16 protein-coding genes are annotated in these 17,351 nt (G+C 65.1%); 10 read left to right on the top strand and 6 right to left on the bottom strand.

The window, feature by feature from the left end; all coding sequences use genetic code 11:
- Positions 1 to 640: 640 nt before the first annotated feature.
- Positions 641 to 799 carry a hypothetical protein gene (locus LB572_RS10430; RefSeq protein WP_224667656.1) on the bottom strand — a complete coding sequence of 53 codons (159 nt, stop codon included), beginning with the start codon at positions 797 to 799 and terminating at the stop codon, positions 641 to 643.
- Positions 800 to 923: 124 nt separating this feature from the next.
- Here LB572_RS10430 and LB572_RS10425 point away from each other — a divergent pair, with 124 nt between their 5' ends.
- The 3 genes from LB572_RS10425 (at position 924) to LB572_RS10415 (ending at position 3,379) form a co-directional block, all read left to right on the top strand.
- Entirely contained in the window at positions 924 to 1,424 is a 501-nt protein-coding gene (locus LB572_RS10425) for an MmcB family DNA repair protein (RefSeq protein WP_181177496.1), read from the top strand.
- Positions 1,425 to 1,549: 125 nt separating this feature from the next.
- Complete coding sequence (locus tag LB572_RS10420) at positions 1,550 to 2,296, top strand: SDR family oxidoreductase (RefSeq protein ID WP_224667655.1); 747 nt, start codon at positions 1,550 to 1,552, stop codon at positions 2,294 to 2,296.
- A 42-nt stretch (positions 2,297 to 2,338) separates the two neighbouring features.
- Entirely contained in the window at positions 2,339 to 3,379 is a 1,041-nt protein-coding gene (locus LB572_RS10415) for an RNA polymerase subunit sigma-70 (protein ID WP_224667654.1), read from the top strand.
- Here LB572_RS10415 and nhaA read toward each other — a convergent pair.
- The 5 genes from nhaA to LB572_RS10390 form a co-directional block, all read right to left on the bottom strand.
- A complete protein-coding gene (nhaA, locus tag LB572_RS10410) occupies positions 3,376 to 4,566 on the bottom strand; it encodes a Na+/H+ antiporter NhaA (RefSeq protein ID WP_224667653.1) in 1,191 nt (396 codons plus the stop codon). The genes LB572_RS10415 and nhaA overlap by 4 nt on opposite strands.
- A gap of 205 nt (positions 4,567 to 4,771) precedes the next feature.
- On the bottom strand, positions 4,772 to 5,335 hold the full coding sequence (locus LB572_RS10405; protein WP_140802034.1) for an ActR/PrrA/RegA family redox response regulator transcription factor: 564 nt from the start codon (positions 5,333 to 5,335) through the stop codon (positions 4,772 to 4,774).
- A gap of 296 nt (positions 5,336 to 5,631) precedes the next feature.
- Entirely contained in the window at positions 5,632 to 6,954 is a 1,323-nt protein-coding gene (locus LB572_RS10400) for an ActS/PrrB/RegB family redox-sensitive histidine kinase (protein ID WP_140802033.1), read from the bottom strand.
- A gap of 347 nt (positions 6,955 to 7,301) precedes the next feature.
- Positions 7,302 to 9,764 (bottom strand): ATP-dependent helicase HrpB, encoded by a 2,463-nt coding sequence (gene hrpB, locus LB572_RS10395; RefSeq protein WP_224667652.1) that lies wholly within the window; start codon positions 9,762 to 9,764, stop codon positions 7,302 to 7,304.
- A 37-nt stretch (positions 9,765 to 9,801) separates the two neighbouring features.
- A complete protein-coding gene (locus tag LB572_RS10390) occupies positions 9,802 to 10,692 on the bottom strand; it encodes a DMT family transporter (RefSeq protein WP_224667651.1) in 891 nt (296 codons plus the stop codon).
- Between the two features lie 21 nt (positions 10,693 to 10,713).
- Here LB572_RS10390 and LB572_RS10385 point away from each other — a divergent pair, with 21 nt between their 5' ends.
- From LB572_RS10385 to LB572_RS10355, 7 genes are all read left to right on the top strand, one after another.
- Positions 10,714 to 11,412: a PIG-L deacetylase family protein gene (locus tag LB572_RS10385; protein ID WP_224667650.1), complete on the top strand. Its 699-nt coding sequence runs from the start codon at positions 10,714 to 10,716 to the stop codon at positions 11,410 to 11,412.
- A 234-nt stretch (positions 11,413 to 11,646) separates the two neighbouring features.
- Complete coding sequence (locus LB572_RS10380; protein WP_140802029.1) at positions 11,647 to 12,978, top strand: ABC transporter substrate-binding protein; 1,332 nt, start codon at positions 11,647 to 11,649, stop codon at positions 12,976 to 12,978.
- Between the two features lie 122 nt (positions 12,979 to 13,100).
- Positions 13,101 to 14,048, top strand: coding sequence for a carbohydrate ABC transporter permease (locus LB572_RS10375; RefSeq protein WP_140802084.1), 948 nt, complete (start codon positions 13,101 to 13,103; stop codon positions 14,046 to 14,048).
- On the top strand, positions 14,045 to 14,995 hold the full coding sequence (locus LB572_RS10370) for a carbohydrate ABC transporter permease (protein WP_140802028.1): 951 nt from the start codon (positions 14,045 to 14,047) through the stop codon (positions 14,993 to 14,995). The genes LB572_RS10375 and LB572_RS10370 overlap by 4 nt, the downstream gene beginning before the upstream one ends.
- Positions 14,992 to 15,198, top strand: coding sequence for a hypothetical protein (locus tag LB572_RS10365; RefSeq protein ID WP_224667648.1), 207 nt, complete (start codon positions 14,992 to 14,994; stop codon positions 15,196 to 15,198). Before LB572_RS10370 ends, LB572_RS10365 begins: the two co-directional genes overlap by 4 nt.
- A gap of 2 nt (positions 15,199 to 15,200) precedes the next feature.
- Complete coding sequence (locus LB572_RS10360) at positions 15,201 to 16,307, top strand: ABC transporter ATP-binding protein (protein WP_140802026.1); 1,107 nt, start codon at positions 15,201 to 15,203, stop codon at positions 16,305 to 16,307.
- Positions 16,300 to 17,313: an ABC transporter ATP-binding protein gene (locus LB572_RS10355; protein ID WP_140802025.1), complete on the top strand. Its 1,014-nt coding sequence runs from the start codon at positions 16,300 to 16,302 to the stop codon at positions 17,311 to 17,313. The genes LB572_RS10360 and LB572_RS10355 overlap by 8 nt, the downstream gene beginning before the upstream one ends.
- Positions 17,314 to 17,351: the final 38 nt, after the last annotated feature.

Raw genomic sequence — 17,351 nt, 5'->3', positions numbered from 1 at the left:
CACCCCGGAATCCGGCAAATTAGGAGAGGTCTCTGGACTTGTTCCAGCCTCGACCTTTGCGGGTTTCGAGGTCGGACCAGTAGTAGGCAGAAGCCAAAATGGCCGGAAGACCGATGCCAACAATGACGACTGCTATAGCAAGCCAACTCATTCCCTAACACTTATCAGCGCGCAAGTCGGCAGTCGCCGGGTTTGTCAAATATACAATCGCCCCTAAGATGGCGATTGTATATTTGACAGACCCAAACTTCCCCTACCAATCTTGCGATGCTACCTATTGGCGACTTGAATCCGGGGGAGCAGAATGATCCGTATAGCAATCGTCGTTGCCATTGCAGCAAGTGCAACCGCGTGCACTAGCCAAGCGAATGTTCCTTATTCGAGTAAGGTAACGTGCACAAACCATACCGGGTACGGTGATATCGGGGGGAAGCTTGTGCCAATGAATATCAAAGAGTGTATCCCAGACACATCCCAGAAATCCTGTCTCCAGTATCTTGACCGTCGCACGGGCAACATGACGGTCATGTGCACCCCGCTAACCCGCAAAGCTACCGATCCGAAAGCTCGCGCTAGGCAACTAGGAAATGGCTGAAAGATAGGCGCGATCCAGTCCCAACCAGCAGATGAATGCGGCGGCCTAATCGTCCTTCGGCGGCGGCGACGACTTGGCCACCTTCCTAATTGCCGCGTTCAACGGCGCTTCGGAATCGACGGTTTCAATCTCGCGCGCCAGTTCGCGAAATTTATCAATTTGAGACTTGGCGGACTTTGAACCAGTACGTTCGGGTTGAGTCATGTTTCCGTCCTCGTTTGGTATACAGTTCCACCAGCCCCTTATCGACCAACCCAGACATTATCTTGCTAGCGGTCGGCCACGACACGGGTTCAAACCATGAACAAAATCTGGCATGGTGCCTCCCATGCCCATCGTTTCCCCGATTCCCCTCAACCCTTTGATCGACGGCCGCCAGTCGGAGCGCGCCATGCTGGTGCGGCGCGGCGTGCAGCGGCTGCTCACCGAGATGGGCGCGCATGTGCTGCCGGAGCTTTCGCTCGCCACCGGGCGGCGGGCCGATCTCGTGGCTCTGACCAGGCAGGGCGACATCTGGATCATCGAGATCAAATCCTCGATCGAGGATTTCCGGGTCGACCGCAAATGGCCTGACTACCGGCTGCATTCCGACCGCTTCTTCTTCGCCACCCATCCCGGCGTCCCGCAGGACATTTTCCCCGAGGAATGCGGCTTCATTCTTTCCGACGGCTATGGCGCGGAGATCCTGCGCGAGGCGCCGGAGCACCGCATGGCGGCCGCGACGCGCAAGGCGCTGATGCTGCGGATTGCCCGAGCGGGCGCCGCGCGGCTCTTGGCAGCCGAGCTTGCCGGCGTCGCGGTGCCGGCGCTGGACGGCGAGAGCGAGTAGGTCAGGCTCCCCCCGCGCGAGGTCGGCGAGAATTTTTCGCCTCGCACCGATGATTTCCGCCGATCCCATTTGTCTTCACCTACAGGCGCGTCCGGATGGCCGGCGGCCTGGAAAAGAGGTGACGCATGAAATCCCTGCAAAACCAGAATGTCGTCGTCGTCGGAGGCAGCCGCGGTGTCGGCCGTTCGATCGTGGAAGCAGCGCTTGACGCGGGAGCGACCGTGCTTGCCGTCGCCCGAGGCGCGGCCGACCTGAAGCAACTCGCCTGGGAACGGCCAGGCCTGAAGATCTTGGCCGCCGACGCGACGGCGGAAGACGCGCCGCGAGTGGTTTTCGACGCGCTGGCGCCCGACGCGCTGGTGGTCTGCGCGGGCGCGCTCGCCCCGGCCGCGCCGATCCAGGAGCAGAGCTGGGAGGTCTTCTCGGCCAACTGGGAGATGGACGTCAAGGCGTCGTTCCTGTTCTGCCGGGAAGCTCTCAAGGGCCGGCTCAAGCCCGGAGCCCGTGTGCTGCTGATCGCCAGCGGCGCCGCCATCAGCGGCGGCCCGCCGAATTCGGGCGGCTATGCCGGCGCAAAGCGCATGCAGATATTCCTGGCCGGCCATTGCCAGAAGGAATCGGACCGGCTCGGCCTCGGCCTGCGCTTCATGGCGCTTTCACCGGCCCGCATTATGCCGGGCACCGGAGTCGGCGATCGCGGCATCGACGGCATTGCGGCCTATATGGGCATCCGCCCGGCCGACTTCCTGGCCAGCATGAGCGACATGCAGACGCCGGCCGATGTCGGACAGGCGGTGATCCAGCTCGTGACGGGCAAGCCGCAAGGCAGTTCCTTCACGGTGAGCGGCAGCGGCCTTGCGGCGACGGCATGAGGCGCGCAGGATGGCGGCCGAATTCAGCTCTCCGGGCTCCGCATGACTGACGCTTCCGGCCCTACCCGGCCTTTGGGCCGGCCAGGCCAGCCGGCCCTCGACCGGCTGGCCTTCGAGCGCCTGAGCGTCGCCCACCGCCGCGCGCTCAAGCTGCATTGCTACCGGATGATGGGCTCGCTCAACGAGGCGGACGATCTCGTCCAGGAGACGTTCCTCAAGGCCTGGCGCGCACGGTCGCAATTCGACGGACGCGGCTCGGCGCGCGGCTGGCTCTACTCGATCGCCACCAACAGCTGCCTCAATGCGATCAAGGCACGGGCATCCACGCGGCGCATTCTCGAGCAGCCCGGACGGCCGCCTTCCGAAGGAAGAGCGACCGGCGGCCCGGCCATCGAACTCACCTGGCTGGAGCCATATCCGGACGCGGAACTGCCCGACATTGCCGACGACAGGCCCGGTCCGGAAGCGCGCTACGAAGCCCGCGAGGCCGTGCGGCTCGCCTTCGTCGCGGCGATCCAGCTGCTGCCGCCGAGGCAGCGAGCAACCTTGCTGCTATGCGACGTGCTCGGGTGGTCCGCAATCGAGACCGCGCAACTGCTGGGCGGATCGACCGCCTCGATCAACAGCGCCTTGCAGCGGGCCCGCGCGACGCTGGGTGGCCGCCAGGTGCGCCCGCCGCAACGGTCGCGGCCCAGCGCGGACGAAGGCGTGCTTCTCGAACGCTATATGCGGGCCTGGCAGGCCGACAATCTGAACGGGCTCGTCGAGCTGCTCAAGGAAGACGCCGTCTACCACATGCCGCCTTGGCGGGAATGGTACTTCGGACGTCCTGCCATCGGCGCTTTCCTGGGAAGCGTCTGGGGTAATTTTGCCGGCTATCGCGCGGTGGCCGTCGGCGCCAACACCCAGCCGGCCGTCGGCGTCTACGCGCTTGGCCGCCAGGATTCCAAGTGGCGGCCGCATTCGCTGCATGTCATCGAGCCGACCGGCGACAGGATCGCCGTGCTGACGATCTATGTCCCGCCGCTCGGTCCCAGCTTGTTTGCGGCCTTCGGCCTGCCGCCGGAACCCAGCCTGCCTTAGCCCAGATCCTCGTCCACCCCGCCGGCCGCCGGCGCCATGAGCAGCACGGCGGCGCCGACCAGCGCGGCAATCAGCGAACCGGCAAGAATGCCGACTTTCACCGCGTCCTGCAGCGCCGGGTCGCTGGCGAAGGCGAGCAGGCCGATGAACAGGCTCATGGTGAAGCCGATGCCGCAAAGCAGCGAGATGCCCAGCATATGCAGCCAGCCGGCATTGACCGGCAGGTCGGCGAGGCCGAAGCGGATGGCGAGCGCCGAAGAGCCGAAGACGCCGACCAGCTTGCCCAGCACAAGGCCGGCGGCGACGCCCAGCGTCAGCGGCTCGACGAGCGCTGCAAAACTCACGCCGCCGAGCGAGACGCCGGCATTGGCGAAGCCGAAGATCGGGATGACGATGAAGGGCACGAGCTTGTGCAGGCCGTGCTCCAGCCGGTGCAGCGGCGAATGTTCGACATCATGGCTAATGCCGGGAGAACGCTCCAGCGGGATGGTGAGCGCCAGCGCCACGCCGGCCAGCGTGGCGTGCACGCCCGACTTCAGCACCAGCACCCACAGCAGCGCGCCAAGCAGCAGATACGGCCAGAGCTTCATCGCCCGCATGCGGTTGAGCACGACCAGCAGAGCGATGACGACGAAGGCGGCGGCCAGATAAGCGAGCGACAGACCGCTGGTGTAGAACAGCGCGATGATGATGACGGCGCCGAGATCGTCGATGATGGCGAGAGCGGTGAGGAAGACTTTCAGCGAGGCGGGCACGCGGCTGCCGAGCAGCGAGAGCACGCCGAGCGCGAAGGCGATGTCGGTGGCGGTGGGGATCGCCCAGCCGGAAAGCGCGGCCGCATTGTTACGGTTGATCAGGACATAGACCAGCGCCGGCACCACCATGCCGCCGGCGGCGGCGATGCCAGGCAGCACGCGGCGCGGCCAGGTCGAGAGTTGGCCGTCCAGCATCTCGCGCTTGATCTCCAGCCCGACCAGCAGGAAGAACACCGCCATCAGCCCGTCATTGATCCAGTGCGAGACGCTGAGCGGCCCGAGATAGGCGTGCAGGACGGCGAAATAGGTTGCAGCCAGAGGCGTATTGGCGACGATCAGCGCGAGCGCGGCGGCCACCATCAGGATGATGCCGCCGGCGGCCTCGCCATCGAGGAATTCGCGCAGGATCGATTTCGGCCGTTCGTCTCGCATGGTCCCTCCCTAGCCCAGCCTCACCTAGCCTTATCGGCCGGGAGTCTGTATTCCAATGATGCGCGGCGCCAGCGATGACGCAAGGCTTACAAGTTACACGCCAGCGCATGTTTCGAAAGTTGGCTGAAACGCCTGTCCTTTCGTCATCCATGGGCGAAGCAAGGAGCGAAGCGACCGCGGAGACCCGAGGATGACGAATGTCTGCCTACCGCGGCGCCCGCTTTGCGAGGATCCGCTGCAGCGTGCGGCGGTGCATGTTCAATCGCCTGGCCGTCTCGGAAACGTTGCGGTCGCACATTTCGTAGACACGCTGGATGTGCTCCCAGCGCACGCGGTCGGCCGACATCGGGTTTTCCGGAGGCGCCGCGCGCTCGCCGGAGGTGCGGGTAAGCGCGGCGAAGACGTCGTCGGCATCGGCGGGCTTGGACAGGTAGTCGACGGCGCCGAGCTTCACCGCCGTCACCGCGGTGGCGATGTTGCCGTAGCCGGTCAGGATGATGGCGCGGGCGTCGTTGCGCTTCTCGCGGATGGCGGCCACGACATCGAGGCCGTTGCCGTCGCCGAGCCGCATGTCGACCACCGCATAGGCCGGCGGATGGGCGCGCGCCTTGGCGACCGCCTCTTCCACGCTCTCCGCCGTCTCGACCACGAAACCCCGGGTTTCCATGGCCCGGGCAAGCCGGGTGAGGAACGGCTTGTCGTCCTCGACGATGAGCAGCGAGGTATCCTCGCCCTCGACCATTGCGCCCGTCGTTTCGTCTCCGCTCATCTTATCGACATCCTACTGACCAAGAGCACCTTCGCATCAAAACGAATTCTACCGAATGCGCCTTAAGTCCTTGTTTCCAGGCATGCCGTCTCGCCAAACGCGGCTGCACAGTTTTAGGCGACATGCCTCACTTTTACGCAGATACAATTCCGCAACAGCAATGTCCAATTTTTAGAGCCCGCAACAGAGCTGCCATGCGGCGAATGCAAGGCATGGTTCACCGTTTCGCAATTCCGGACGGAAAGCTACGGCGAAGTCGCCGAGCCCAACCGCTACGCACTTTTCCTGGAATTGCTCTAGGCATTGTCGAACATGGTGGAGGCCTGGTCCTGGTTAAGGAAGACGCCGCGCGGCCAGGCGATCTGCACCACCGCGCCTTCGCCGAGCCCGCTCGAATTACGGAAATCGATGGTGGCGCCCGACCGTTCCAGCAGGGTCTTGGCGATGAACAGCCCTAGCCCCAGCCCGCCGCCGGCCTCGGTGCCCTGGCGCGTCGACATATAGGGCTCGCCGATGCGGTCGATGATCTCGGCCGGAAAGCCCGGCCCGTCATCGGTGATCGAGAAGATGACCGCCTCATTGTCCCAGCTCCAGCTGACGGTGACGGACTTGCGGGCGAAATCGACGGCGTTCTCGACCAGGTTGCCGAGCCCGTAGATGACGCCGGGGCTCCGCTGGCCGACCGGCTCGGGGCCGATGCGTTCGCCGGGCCGCAGCCGGATCGAGATGCCGAAATCGCGATGCGGCGCCGTCACCTCCTCGACGAGCGAGGTGAGCGGCATGCGCGACATATGCGCCTCGCCTTCCGAGGAAAGGCTGGTCAGCCGCTTGAGAATCTCGCGGCAACGCTCGCTTTGCGAGCGCAGGAGCTTCACGTCCTCGCCGTATTTAGGGTCCTTGCCGAGCGCCTTTTCCATCTCCTTGGCGACGACGGTGATGGTTGCCAGGGGCGTGCCGAGTTCATGCGCGGCGGCCGCCGCCAGCCCGTCCAGCGCCGACAGATGCTGCTCGCGCTGCAGCACCAGCTCGGTGGCGGCCAGCGCGTTGGCGAGCAGGCGCGCTTCGGCCGCGACGCGGAAAGCATAGATGGCGGTGAAGGCGATCGAGGCGAAGACAGCCATCCACATGCCGGCGACATAGATGAACGGCATCGGCAGCGGCGCCTCCTCGTACCAGGGCAGCGGCAGGTGGAAGAACACCAGCAGCGTGGCGGCCATCATGACCAGCGCGCCAAGCACCGCGGTCATGCGCAGCGGCAGCGAAGCGGCCGAGATGACGACCGGGACCGATAGCAGCACCGAAAACGGGTTGGTGAGGCCGCCGGTCATGTAGAGCAGGCCGGTGAGCTGGATGCCGTCGAAAGTGAGGATCGCGAAGGCCGAAAGCGGGGTGAGCCGATGCGCCGCCGGATAGCGGAAGGTGAGCCACAGATTCATCCAGGCCGAGCAGGCGATCAGCGCAAAGCACATCGACACCGGCAACGGGAACTTCAGGCCATAGGCGACGACCAGCACGGTCAGGCTCTGGCCGACGATGGCCAGCCAGCGAAGGCGGATCAGCGTGTTGAGCCGCAACCGCTGGCTTTGCTGGGAATCGGGCGCGCGCAGGATGTTGATCATCGACTTACGATTATAACCGCGGGAGGGTAAGCGCTAGTAGCCCTGTAAAGGCGACCCGACCCGTTGGCAGCGGGTGTTTCATCATAACCATTCGAGATTGGCCGAGGCCCTCGCGACTTCGTCATCCACGGGCGGAGCGACGCGAAGCGGAGCGCAGACCCGAGGATCCATTCCGTTACCTTGAGCGTAGAATGCAGCGGAACAGAATTCTGAACCGCGGCGCCGCCTCAACGTCACGGAATGGATCCTCGGGTTCTACGCGCGTCGCTTCGCTCCTTGCTCCGCCCGTGGACGACGAAGGAACGGGCGTTTGCGCCAATCGCAAAGGTTTGCGGTCCGCCCCGACACTACGTCCCGCGCGGCTTGGCGCGACTGGTGGCGGCCGCCTGGAGCGGATTTTCCGGCCAGACATGTTTTGGGTAGCGGCCGCGCATGTCGGCGCGCACGTCCGCCCAGGAGCCGCGCCAGAAGCCGGGGAGGTCGCGTGTCGTCTGGATCGGCCGGTGCGCCGGCGACAGCAATTCCAACGTCAGCGGCACGGTGCCGTTGGCGATCGCCGGATGGCCGTCGAGGCCGAACAGCTCCTGCACACGGACCGCCAGCACCGGCCATTCGCCGTCATAGCGGATCGGCACGTGGCTGCCCGACGGCGCGTCGAAATGGGTCGGCGCCAGCGCGTCGACCTTGCGCTGCAGGTCGTGCGGGACCAAGGCCATCAGCGCCGACGACAGCGTCGCCGGCTTGATGGCGGCGAAAGAGGCGTCGCCGGCGAGAAACGGCAGGAGCCAATCGTCGAGACCCTCGACAAGCGCTTCATCCGAAACATCGGGCCAGGGCGCGCCGAGGCCACTGTGCAGCCAGCCAAGCCGCTGGCGGAGCGTTTCCGCCTCCTTGCCCCAGTCGAGCAGCGACAGGCCGTGCTCGCGCACGGCATCTATCATGGCGCGGTCGGCATCGGCGCCGGATGGCGCCGGCAGCATGCGCTCGGAAAGCGTGATGGCGCCGAGCCTGGCGGTCTCGCGCATGCGCACGGCACGGCGCTCGCGGTCGAAGCCCGCCTCGCGCTTCGTCTCGATGCGCTCGGCAAGGGCGGCGCGGATATCGGCTTCTTCAACCGGCGCGGCGGCGGTGATGCGGGCGTTCTGCGCCTTGCCCTGCAGGTCGGCGACGACGAGCCAGGTTTCGTTGGCCAGCGGATCGGCGGCATCGACCATGGCGCCCGACCCGTTGGCGAGCACGAAGCGGCCGCGCTCGCCGCGCGCCCTGGCGACCCGATCCGGCCAGGCATGGATGAGGAGCGAGCCGGCGGCTGCCGCCTCGCTGCCCTGGCCGCCGCCGCCCTGCCTGGCCAACCGCTCGGCGAGCTGCCTGGCGGCGTTGGTGCGGGGGGATTTCTCGCCGCGAAACCGGATCAGGCGCCGCTCCAGGTCGGCGCTGTCGCCGCCTAATCCACGCTCTGTCAAAAGCACGGCGAGCAAGGCCGCTTCCCGCGCATGGCCGGTCTTCGCGGCCTCGGCGACCATATGCGCCAGCCGCACCGGCAGCGCCAATTTGCGCATGGCGGCGCCCGCCCCGGTCAGCCTGCCGGCATCGTCGATGGCATGCAGCGCCTTGAGCAGGACCCTCGCCTCGTTGAGCGCCGGCGCCGGCGGCGGATCGAGGAAGGAAAGGCTCGACGGATCGGCCACCCCGAAAGCGGCGCAGTCGAGCAGCAGGCCGGACAGATCCGCCTCGAGGATCTCCGGCGGCGTGAAGGCAGGGAGCGACGCCGTCTGCTCGGCCCGCCACAGGCGAACCGCCACGCCGGCTTGCGTGCGGCCGGCGCGGCCGGCGCGCTGGTCGGCCGAAGCCTTGCTGACGCGCACCGTCTCGAGCCTGGTCAGGCCGCTCGCCGGCTCATAGCGTGGCAGCCGCGACAGGCCGGAATCGATGACGACGCGCACGCCGTCGATGGTGATCGAGGTCTCGGCGATCGAGGTTGCCAGAACCACCTTGCGGCGGCCGGCCGGCGCCGGTTTGATCGCCTGGTCCTGCGCCCGGTTGTCGAGCTGACCGTAGAGCGGAACGATGTCGGTATCGGCGGCGACATTGCCCTGAAGCCGCTCGGCGGTGCGCTCGATCTCACGCTGCCCGGGCAGGAAGGCGAGCACGCTGCCCTGCTCGGTAGTCAACGCAGAGCGGATCGCCTTGGCCATAGCATCCTCGATCGCGATGCCGGCCGGCCGCTCGTCATGGCGGATCTCGACCGGAAAGGCGCGGCCCTCGCTTTCGATCACCGGCGCATCCGACAAAAGCTTCGCCACGCGGGCGCCGTCGAGCGTCGCCGACATGACCAGCAGACGCAGGTCCGGCCTGAGCGCGCCCTGCACGTCGAGCGCCAGCGCCAGGCCGAAATCGCCATCCAGCGAACGCTCGTGGAATTCGTCGAAGATCACCGCCGAGACGCCGGGCAGCTCCGGGTCGTCGAGGATCATGCGCGAGAGCACGCCTTCGGTGACGACCAGGATCTTTGTCCGCGCCGAGCTGCGGTTCTCCATGCGCATGGCGTAGCCGACCGTGCCACCCGGTTCCTCATCCAGCAGCTCGGCCATGCGGCGGGCGGCGGCGCGGGCGGCGAGCCGCCGCGGCTCGAGCAGCACGATCCTGCCCTGCCCGAGCCATGGCGCGTCGAGCAGCGCCAGCGGCACCAGCGTCGTCTTGCCGGCGCCGGGCGGCGCCACCAGCACGGCGCTGCTGCGCCGGGCAAGTGCCTCGGCAAGCGCCGGCAGCACGGCTGCGACCGGAAGGTCCGGCAAAGGTTTCGTCGTCATGGCGCCCGCATATCAGCGGTCGCGACCGCTGCGCAACTCAAAGCCGGGCGCGCGTGAACGGGTTCCAGCGCACCGTGCCAAGCCGCACTTCCTCGCGCACCATGGTGAGCAGGCCGGAAGCGCCTACGACGACAAGGCCGACCAGCGTCATGGCGTCGGGGTATTCCTTGAAGAACATCGCGCCGAGGATGACCGCCCAGACAATCTGCGAATAATGCGTCGGCGCGATGCGGTTGGCCGGAGCGTATTTGGCCGCCAGGAGATGCAGCAATTGACCGCCGGCGGTGAACAGACCGCCCAGGACCAGCCAGCCCAGTTGCCACAGATTGGGAAGCGAAAACGACGTCGCGGCCGCGCCGACGCCGTTGAACAACAGGCCGCAGCCGATCAGCGTGCCCAACATGGTGGTGCGCTTCTCCTGCTGGGCGAGAGAGCGCATCAGGATGACGATGGTTGCCGCGACAAACGCGTTGGCAAAGGCGGCGAGATGGCCGAGATGCAGCTCGCGGAAGCCCGGCCGCACCACCAGCATGACGCCGACAAAGCCGGCGACCACTGCCAGCCACCGCCATGGACCGACCTTCTCCTTCAGGATGACGGTCGAAAGCACGGTGACGAGCAACGGGGCCAGAAAGAGCAGGGCGTAGACTTCCGCCAGCGGAATGGTGGTGAAGGCATAGACGCTGAGCACGCCCGACGCGATCCCCGCCCAGGCGCGGGCCTGTACGGCCCAGGGCCGCCTGGTGCGCCAGAAATCGCGCCAGCGCTCCTCCTTCGGCCGAGTGAAGAACAGGAAACAGCCGGCAAACAAGGTTACGAAGAAGCCGATCTCGAAGACGGTGAACTGCCCGCCCAGACCCTTGATGACGGCGTCGCTGAACGAATAGTTTGCGTAAGCGAGAAGGGCGAGCAGGATTCCGTTCGGCATACCATTTCCGGGAGAGAAGACATGAGGATACTGGCGCTGGGGGCACATCCCGACGATATCGAGATATTCATGTTCGGTACGCTGGCCGCCTATGCAGCGCAAGGCGCAGAGCTCAATTTTGCGATAGCCACCGATGGTGCCAAGGGCGGCAAGGGCGATCCGAAGGCGCTTGCCCGCTTGCGACGCCAGGAAGCGACCAAGGCGGCAGGCCTGCTCGGCGTCGAGCCGCGCTTCCTCGACTTTCCCGACGGAGAACTCGTCGCCGATGCGGCGTTGATTTCGATGCTGAAGGCGCTGATCGGCGAAGTGAAACCCGACCTGGCGATCACCCATGCGCCCTACGACTATCACGGCGACCATCGCGCCCTGTCCGACGGCGTGCGCATCGCCGCATCCTTCGCCGTTCCGGTGCTGCATGCCGACACGCTCGGCGGCACCGGCTTTTCGCCGACGCATCATGTCGAGATTTCGCATCATTGGGAGATCAAGGCGAAGGCGATCCGCGCGCACCAGTCGCAGGGTCCGGAGCATTATGTGCACAGGGCGCGCCTTCAGAACGAGTTTCGCGCCGGCCAGTGCAACGGCGTTTCCGGCGCGCTGGCGGAAGCCTTCCGCTTCGAGCCGACCTTTCCCTTCGCCGACATACGCGCATTGCTGCCGCCAGCGCCGCCGGTCCGGCCGGTGACGGCAAGCCCGAGCCCTGCCAACCCGGCCGGCTGACGGCGGCGGGCCGCAGCGTCCGGAAATCATTTCCCAACGATTTCAATCACCCGTTTTCGCCATGCTGCGGCGCAGCAACGAATTCGCTTGCGTTGTTTAGTAAAAAGCGCATCACTAAACAAATTACTAAACATCGGCGGCACATCGCGCACCATGTTTGGGCCCTCGGAGGAGCGAGGGTTGAGGGCTCTTGAAACCGTCATCCGGACGCGTTTCGCAAATGGGAGGTAAGGCATGAAATCGACCTTGAAACTGGCGTTGGGACTGGCCTCGGCGATCTTTGCGTCGACAGCCGTCTCGAACGTCGCGCATGCGGAAGACCTGACGCTGTGCTGGGCGGCCTGGGATCCGGCCAACGCGCTCGTGGAACTGTCCAAGGACTTCACCAAGGAAACCGGCATCGGCATGAAGTTCGAATTCGTGCCGTGGACCAATTACGCCGACCGCTTCCTCAACGAGCTCAACTCGCACGGCAAGCTCTGCGACCTGATCATCGGCGACAGCCAGTGGATCGGCGGCGCCGCCGAGAACGGCCACTACGTCAAGCTGAACGACTTCTTCGACAAGGAGAAGATCAGCATGGACGACTTCGTGCCGGCGACCGTGGTCGGCTATTCGGAATGGCCGAAGAATACGCCGAACTACTGGGCGCTGCCGGCCATGGGCGACGTTGTCGGCTGGACCTATCGCAAGGACTGGTTCTCGCGGCCCGAGCTGCAGAAGGAATTCAAGGAGAAATATGGCTGGGACCTCGCCCCGCCGACCACCTTCGACCAGCTGAAGCAGATCGCCGAATTCTTCCAGAAGCGGCAGATCGACGGCAAGACGGTCTATGGCGCCTCGATCTATACCGAGCGCGGCTCGGAAGGCATCACCATGGGCGCCATGGACGTGCTCTACAGCTATGGCTTCCAGTATGAAAACCCCAAGAAGCCCTACGAGATGGAAGGCTTCGTCAATTCCGAGAAATCGGTGAAGGGGCTGGAGTTCTACAAGGCGCTCTATGATTGCTGCACGCCGCCCGGCGCCTCCAACAGCTACATGGGCGAAGGCGTCGACGCCTTCAAATCCGGGCAGGTGGCGATGCATATGAACTTCGCCTTTACCTGGCCCGGCCTGCAGAAGGACGAGAATGTCGGCGGTGACAAGATCGGCTATTTCGTCAATCCGAAAGGTCCCGACGGCGACCAGTTCGCGCAGCTCGGCGGCCAGGGCATTTCAGTGGTTTCCTATTCCGACAAGCAGGAATCGGCGCTGAAATACATCAAGTGGTTCGCCAACAAGGACGTGCAGGCCAAGTGGTGGTCGCTCGGCGGCTATTCCTGCCTGAACTCCGTCGTCAAGGACCCGAAGTTCCCGTCCAGTCAGCCCTACGCGCAGGCTTTCCTCGACTCGATGGCCATCGTGAAGGACTTCTGGGCCGAACCGAGCTACGCACCGCTGCTGCAGGCTTCGCAGAAGCGCTTCCATGACTATGTCGTGGCCGGCCAGGGCTCGCCCAAGGACGCGCTCGACGGCCTCGTCAAGGACTGGACCCAGGTCTTCCAGGACGACGGCAAGATGTAACCGGGCCAAGATGTAAGGCTCCTCCCGAGCCGGACCGAAGCGTCCCGTGCCGCCCTTGGCACGGGACGCAGTTCAGATAAATTCCATCATCGAGACCTACCGTGACCGAAGCAGGACTGACCATGCTCAATCGGACTGCGGACAACGCTGCCCGGGCGACCCCGGAGCCGTTGGCCAAGAAGATCCGGGGCATCAGCGACAAGGGCCTCGCCTGGCTGTTCATCTCGCCGACGATCCTTTTGCTGCTTGCCATCAACATCTTCCCGCTGTTCTGGGCGATCTATCTGTCGTTCACCAACTACCGCGCCAACCGGCCCAACGAGGTGGTGAAGAACCTGGGGCTCGCAAACTACAAGCGCATCCTCGGCGATCAGGACATCTGGATCGCCATGCAGACCACCGCGCATTTCGTGTTCTGGACGATCCTCTTGCAGACGGTGATCGGCTTCACACTGGCCTGGCTGATCGACCGCAAATTCCGCGGCCACGCCTTCTGGACCACCATCATCCTGGTGCCGATGATGCTGTCGCCGGCGGTGGTCGGCAATTTCTGGCGCTTCCTCTATGAGCCGCAGATCGGGCTGTTTTCCTATGTCGTCTCCTTCGTCACCGGCATTCCGCCGACGAATGTGCAGATGCTGTCCAATGTCGAGCTGGCGCCGTGGTCGATCATCATCGTCGACACATGGATGTGGACGCCCTACGTCATGCTGATCTGCCTTGCCGGCCTGCGCTCCATTCCCGAATACATCTATGAGGCGGCCGAGGTCGACCGCGCCTCCAACTGGCGGCAGTTCTGGTCGATCACGCTGCCGATGGCGCTGCCCTTCATCATGCTCGCGGTGCTGTTTCGCGGCATCGAGAACTTCAAGATGTTCGACATGGTCAACCTCTTGACCGGCGGCGGGCCAGGCTCGACCACCGAGGTCGCCTCGATCACGCTGAAGCGGCAGGCCTTCGAAAGCTGGCGCACCGGCTATTCCTCGGCCTTCGCCATCATCCTGTTCGTCGCGGTGTTCGGCCTCGCCAACATCTACGTCAAGGCGCTCAACAAGGTGAAGCAGAGATGAGCCTGACCACCGCCCATTCCGTCGTAGCACCGTCGTCGAACGCGAAGCTGATCGCCGGCACGATCATCATCGCCTATGCGCTGATCTCGATCGTGCCGCTGTTGTGGATCTTCGCCACCAGCTTCAAGACGCCGCCGGATTCGATCGCCTATCCGCCGAAGATCGTCTTCCAGCCGAGCATCGAGGGCTATTGCAACCTGTTCACGACCCGCACCCGGCAGACGCCGGAGTACATCAACGCGCTCGGGCCGCCGACCGGCTTCTGCGACGAGACGGTGCGCAAGCGCAACATGGTCATCGCCGGGCCGTCGAACTTCCTGCCGCGCTTCGTCAATTCGCTGATCATCGCCTTCGGCTCGACCTTCTGCGCCGTGTTCCTCGGCACGCTCTCGGCCTATGGCTTCTCGCGCTTCAAGGTGCCCTTGGCCGACGACCTTCTGTTCTTCATCCTGTCGACGCGCTTTATGCCGCCGATCGCGGTGGCGATCCCGATCTACCTGATGTATCGCGAGCTCGGCCTGTCCGACACGGCGCTCGGCATGATCCTGCTCTACACCGCGGTCAACGTTTCACTCGCGGTCTGGCTGCTCAAGGGCTTCATCGACGAAATCCCGCGCGAGTACGAAGAGGCCGCGATGATCGACGGCTACACGCGGCTGCAGGCCTTCTGGCGCACCGTGCTGCCGCAGGCGACGACCGGCATCGCCGCGACAGCGATCTTCTGCCTGATCTTCGCCTGGAACGAATATGCGTTCGCCGCGCTCCTCACCTCTGGCACGGCGCAGACCGCCCCGCCCTTCATCCCGACCATCATCGGCGAGGGCGGCCAGGATTGGCCGGCGGTGGCCGCGGGCACGACGATCTTCCTGGTGCCGATCCTCGTCTTCACCATCCTGCTCCGCAAGCAATTGCTGCGCGGCATAACTTTCGGCGCGGTGCGCAAATGAGCACGATACAGCCTGCAAAACGCAAATCGCGCTGGCCTGTCTGGGCAAGGCGCGGCCGCATGGAAAACATCGCGACGGCGATCATCGCGATCGGCTTCCTGATGCTGTTCCAGCCCTTCGCGCTATCGCTCTACACCTATTCCTTCGTCACCATGCTTGCCGGCACGGTGATGTTCATCATCGTCTCGAAACTCCCGGAGTAACGATGGCCGAGATCCGTGTTCAGAACCTGAGGAAGGCCTTTGGCGCATTCGTTGCCGTGCAGGATTCCAACTTCGTCGTCGAGGACGGCGAGTTCTTCGTCATGCTCGGGCCATCCGGCTGCGGCAAGACGACGACGCTTCGCATGATCGCCGGCCTCGAGTTGCCTACCGGCGGCAAGATCCTGCTCGGCGGCGAGGACGTCACCATGCGCCGGGCACGCGAGCGCGACATCGCCTTCGTCTTCCAGCTCTTCGCGCTCTATCCGCATATGAACGTGCGCAAGAATATCGGCTTCCCGCTGCTGGCGCAGGGCATGCCGGCGGCCGAGATCCGCAGCCGCGTCGAGGAGACGGCGAAGCTCTTGCGTATTGACCATTTGCTGAACAAATCCGTCTCCGGCCTTGCCGGCGGCGACCGCCAGCGCGTCGCGCTCGGCCGCGCCATCGTGCGGCGGCCGAAATGTTTTCTCATGGATGAGCCGCTCGGCACGCTCGATACCGAGTTCCGCGATCTGATGGTGCATGAGCTGCGCGAGCTGCACAACCGCATCCACGCCACGACGGTCTATGTGACGCACGACCAGATGGAAGCGATGTCGATGGCCGACAAGATTGCGGTGATGAACCATGGCGTCATCGAACAATTCGGCACGCCGCGCGAGATCTACGACCGGCCGGCGACCATGTTCGTCGCCGATTTCATCGGCTCGCCGCCGATGAATTTCCTGAAGTTCGGCGGCGGGCTTGCCAGGGGCGCGAAGGAGATCGTCGTGCAGGGCGCCAAGGTGGCGGTGCCGGAGGTGCGCGAGGATATCGCGCCCGCCGACATGGCGCTGGGCATCCGGCCCGAGCACATCCGCTTCGACGACGGCTCGAAGCTGCGCGGCGCGATCTACGGCACCGAATATCTCGGCACCACGCAGATCGTCGCCGTCGAGACGGCCGACGGCATCATCAAGGCGCGCGTGCCGGCGGGCATCCCTCTCAATCCCGGCGAACAGGTCGGGCTGGCGCTGAGCAGCGCGCGGCTGTCGCTGTTCGAGAAGGGTTCCGGCCGCGCGGTCAGGACCGTCATGCATGATCAGGCAGCGGAGGCGCGCCATGGCTGATGTCCATATCCAGGGCGTGACCAAAAGCTTCGGCGACACCGTCGCGATCGACGATCTCGACCTCGCGATCAAGGACGGCGAGTTCGTCGTGCTGCTCGGACCGACTGGCGCCGGCAAGACGACGACGCTGAGGCTGGTCGCGGGGCTGGAGCGGCCGGACCGCGGCACGATCAAGATCGGCGGCCATGACGCGACGACGCTGTCGCCGGCCGAGCGCGACACCGCCTTCGTCTTCCAGCAATATTCGCTCTACCCGCATCTTTCGGTGTTCGACAACCTAGCCTTCCCGCTGCGCTCGCCGGCGCGGCGCTTTCCGGAGGAGGCGGTGCGCCGCCGCGTCGAGGAGGTCGCGCGCATGGTGCGCATCGACCACAAGCTCGACAACCGTTCGACAAAACTGTCGGGTGGCGAGATGCAGCGCGTCGCCATCGGCCGCGCGCTGGTGAGGAAGCCCGCGATCTACCTGATGGACGAGCCGCTGTCGTCGCTCGACGCCAAGCTGCGCGCCGATCTCAGGCTCGAGTTGAAGCGCATCCAGTCGGAGCTCGGCGCCACCATGCTCTACGTCACGCATGACCAGATTGAGGCTATGACCATGGCCGACCGCATCGGCATCCTCGCCGACGGGGTGCTGGTGCAGATCGGCACGCCGCGCGCGATCTATTCGGAGCCGGCAAACCTGCATGTCGCGGCGCGCCTCGGCCAGCCGGCAATCAACCTTCTGCCGGCCGGGCTGCTGCCCGATGGCGGCACGCCGACCGGCACGGCGACGATCGGCGCCCGCACCGAGCACCTCGCGATCGAGAAGGCGGCGAACGGGCATGCTGACGGCGTCGTCGACTGGGTCGAGCATCTCGGCGACCAGAACCACCTGCATGTGACGGTGGGGGCGAAGAAGCTGGTGACGCTGACTGATCCCGACACGCCGCTCGCAAAGGGGGACAAGGTGACGATCCGCTACATCGCGCCGCTCTATTTCGGCTCGGACGGGCAAAGATTGATGTAGCGGGGACCGATGTAGCCGCCTCGCGCCCAATATTCGCA

Source organism: Mesorhizobium sp. BH1-1-5 (assembly GCF_020165615.1).
In the GTDB taxonomy this organism is placed as follows: domain Bacteria; phylum Pseudomonadota; class Alphaproteobacteria; order Rhizobiales; family Rhizobiaceae; genus Mesorhizobium.
This window is presented reverse-complemented; position numbering and strand designations above follow the sequence as displayed.

Excerpts from the sequence above, each read along its gene's own strand:
- LB572_RS10430 (WP_224667656.1), bottom strand. The coding sequence starts at position 799 with ATGACTCAACCCGAACGTACTGGTTCAAAGTCCGCCAAGTCTCAAATT.
- LB572_RS10425 (WP_181177496.1), top strand. The coding sequence starts at position 924 with ATGCCCATCGTTTCCCCGATTCCCCTCAACCCTTTGATCGACGGCCGC.
- LB572_RS10420 (WP_224667655.1), top strand. The coding sequence starts at position 1,550 with ATGAAATCCCTGCAAAACCAGAATGTCGTCGTCGTCGGAGGCAGCCGC.
- LB572_RS10415 (WP_224667654.1), top strand. The coding sequence starts at position 2,339 with ATGACTGACGCTTCCGGCCCTACCCGGCCTTTGGGCCGGCCAGGCCAG.
- nhaA (WP_224667653.1), bottom strand. The coding sequence starts at position 4,566 with ATGCGAGACGAACGGCCGAAATCGATCCTGCGCGAATTCCTCGATGGC.
- LB572_RS10405 (WP_140802034.1), bottom strand. The coding sequence starts at position 5,335 with ATGAGCGGAGACGAAACGACGGGCGCAATGGTCGAGGGCGAGGATACC.
- LB572_RS10400 (WP_140802033.1), bottom strand. The coding sequence starts at position 6,954 with ATGATCAACATCCTGCGCGCGCCCGATTCCCAGCAAAGCCAGCGGTTG.
- hrpB (WP_224667652.1), bottom strand. The coding sequence starts at position 9,764 with ATGACGACGAAACCTTTGCCGGACCTTCCGGTCGCAGCCGTGCTGCCG.
- LB572_RS10390 (WP_224667651.1), bottom strand. The coding sequence starts at position 10,692 with ATGCCGAACGGAATCCTGCTCGCCCTTCTCGCTTACGCAAACTATTCG.
- LB572_RS10385 (WP_224667650.1), top strand. The coding sequence starts at position 10,714 with ATGAGGATACTGGCGCTGGGGGCACATCCCGACGATATCGAGATATTC.
- LB572_RS10380 (WP_140802029.1), top strand. The coding sequence starts at position 11,647 with ATGAAATCGACCTTGAAACTGGCGTTGGGACTGGCCTCGGCGATCTTT.
- LB572_RS10375 (WP_140802084.1), top strand. The coding sequence starts at position 13,101 with ATGCTCAATCGGACTGCGGACAACGCTGCCCGGGCGACCCCGGAGCCG.
- LB572_RS10370 (WP_140802028.1), top strand. The coding sequence starts at position 14,045 with ATGAGCCTGACCACCGCCCATTCCGTCGTAGCACCGTCGTCGAACGCG.
- LB572_RS10365 (WP_224667648.1), top strand. The coding sequence starts at position 14,992 with ATGAGCACGATACAGCCTGCAAAACGCAAATCGCGCTGGCCTGTCTGG.
- LB572_RS10360 (WP_140802026.1), top strand. The coding sequence starts at position 15,201 with ATGGCCGAGATCCGTGTTCAGAACCTGAGGAAGGCCTTTGGCGCATTC.
- LB572_RS10355 (WP_140802025.1), top strand. The coding sequence starts at position 16,300 with ATGGCTGATGTCCATATCCAGGGCGTGACCAAAAGCTTCGGCGACACC.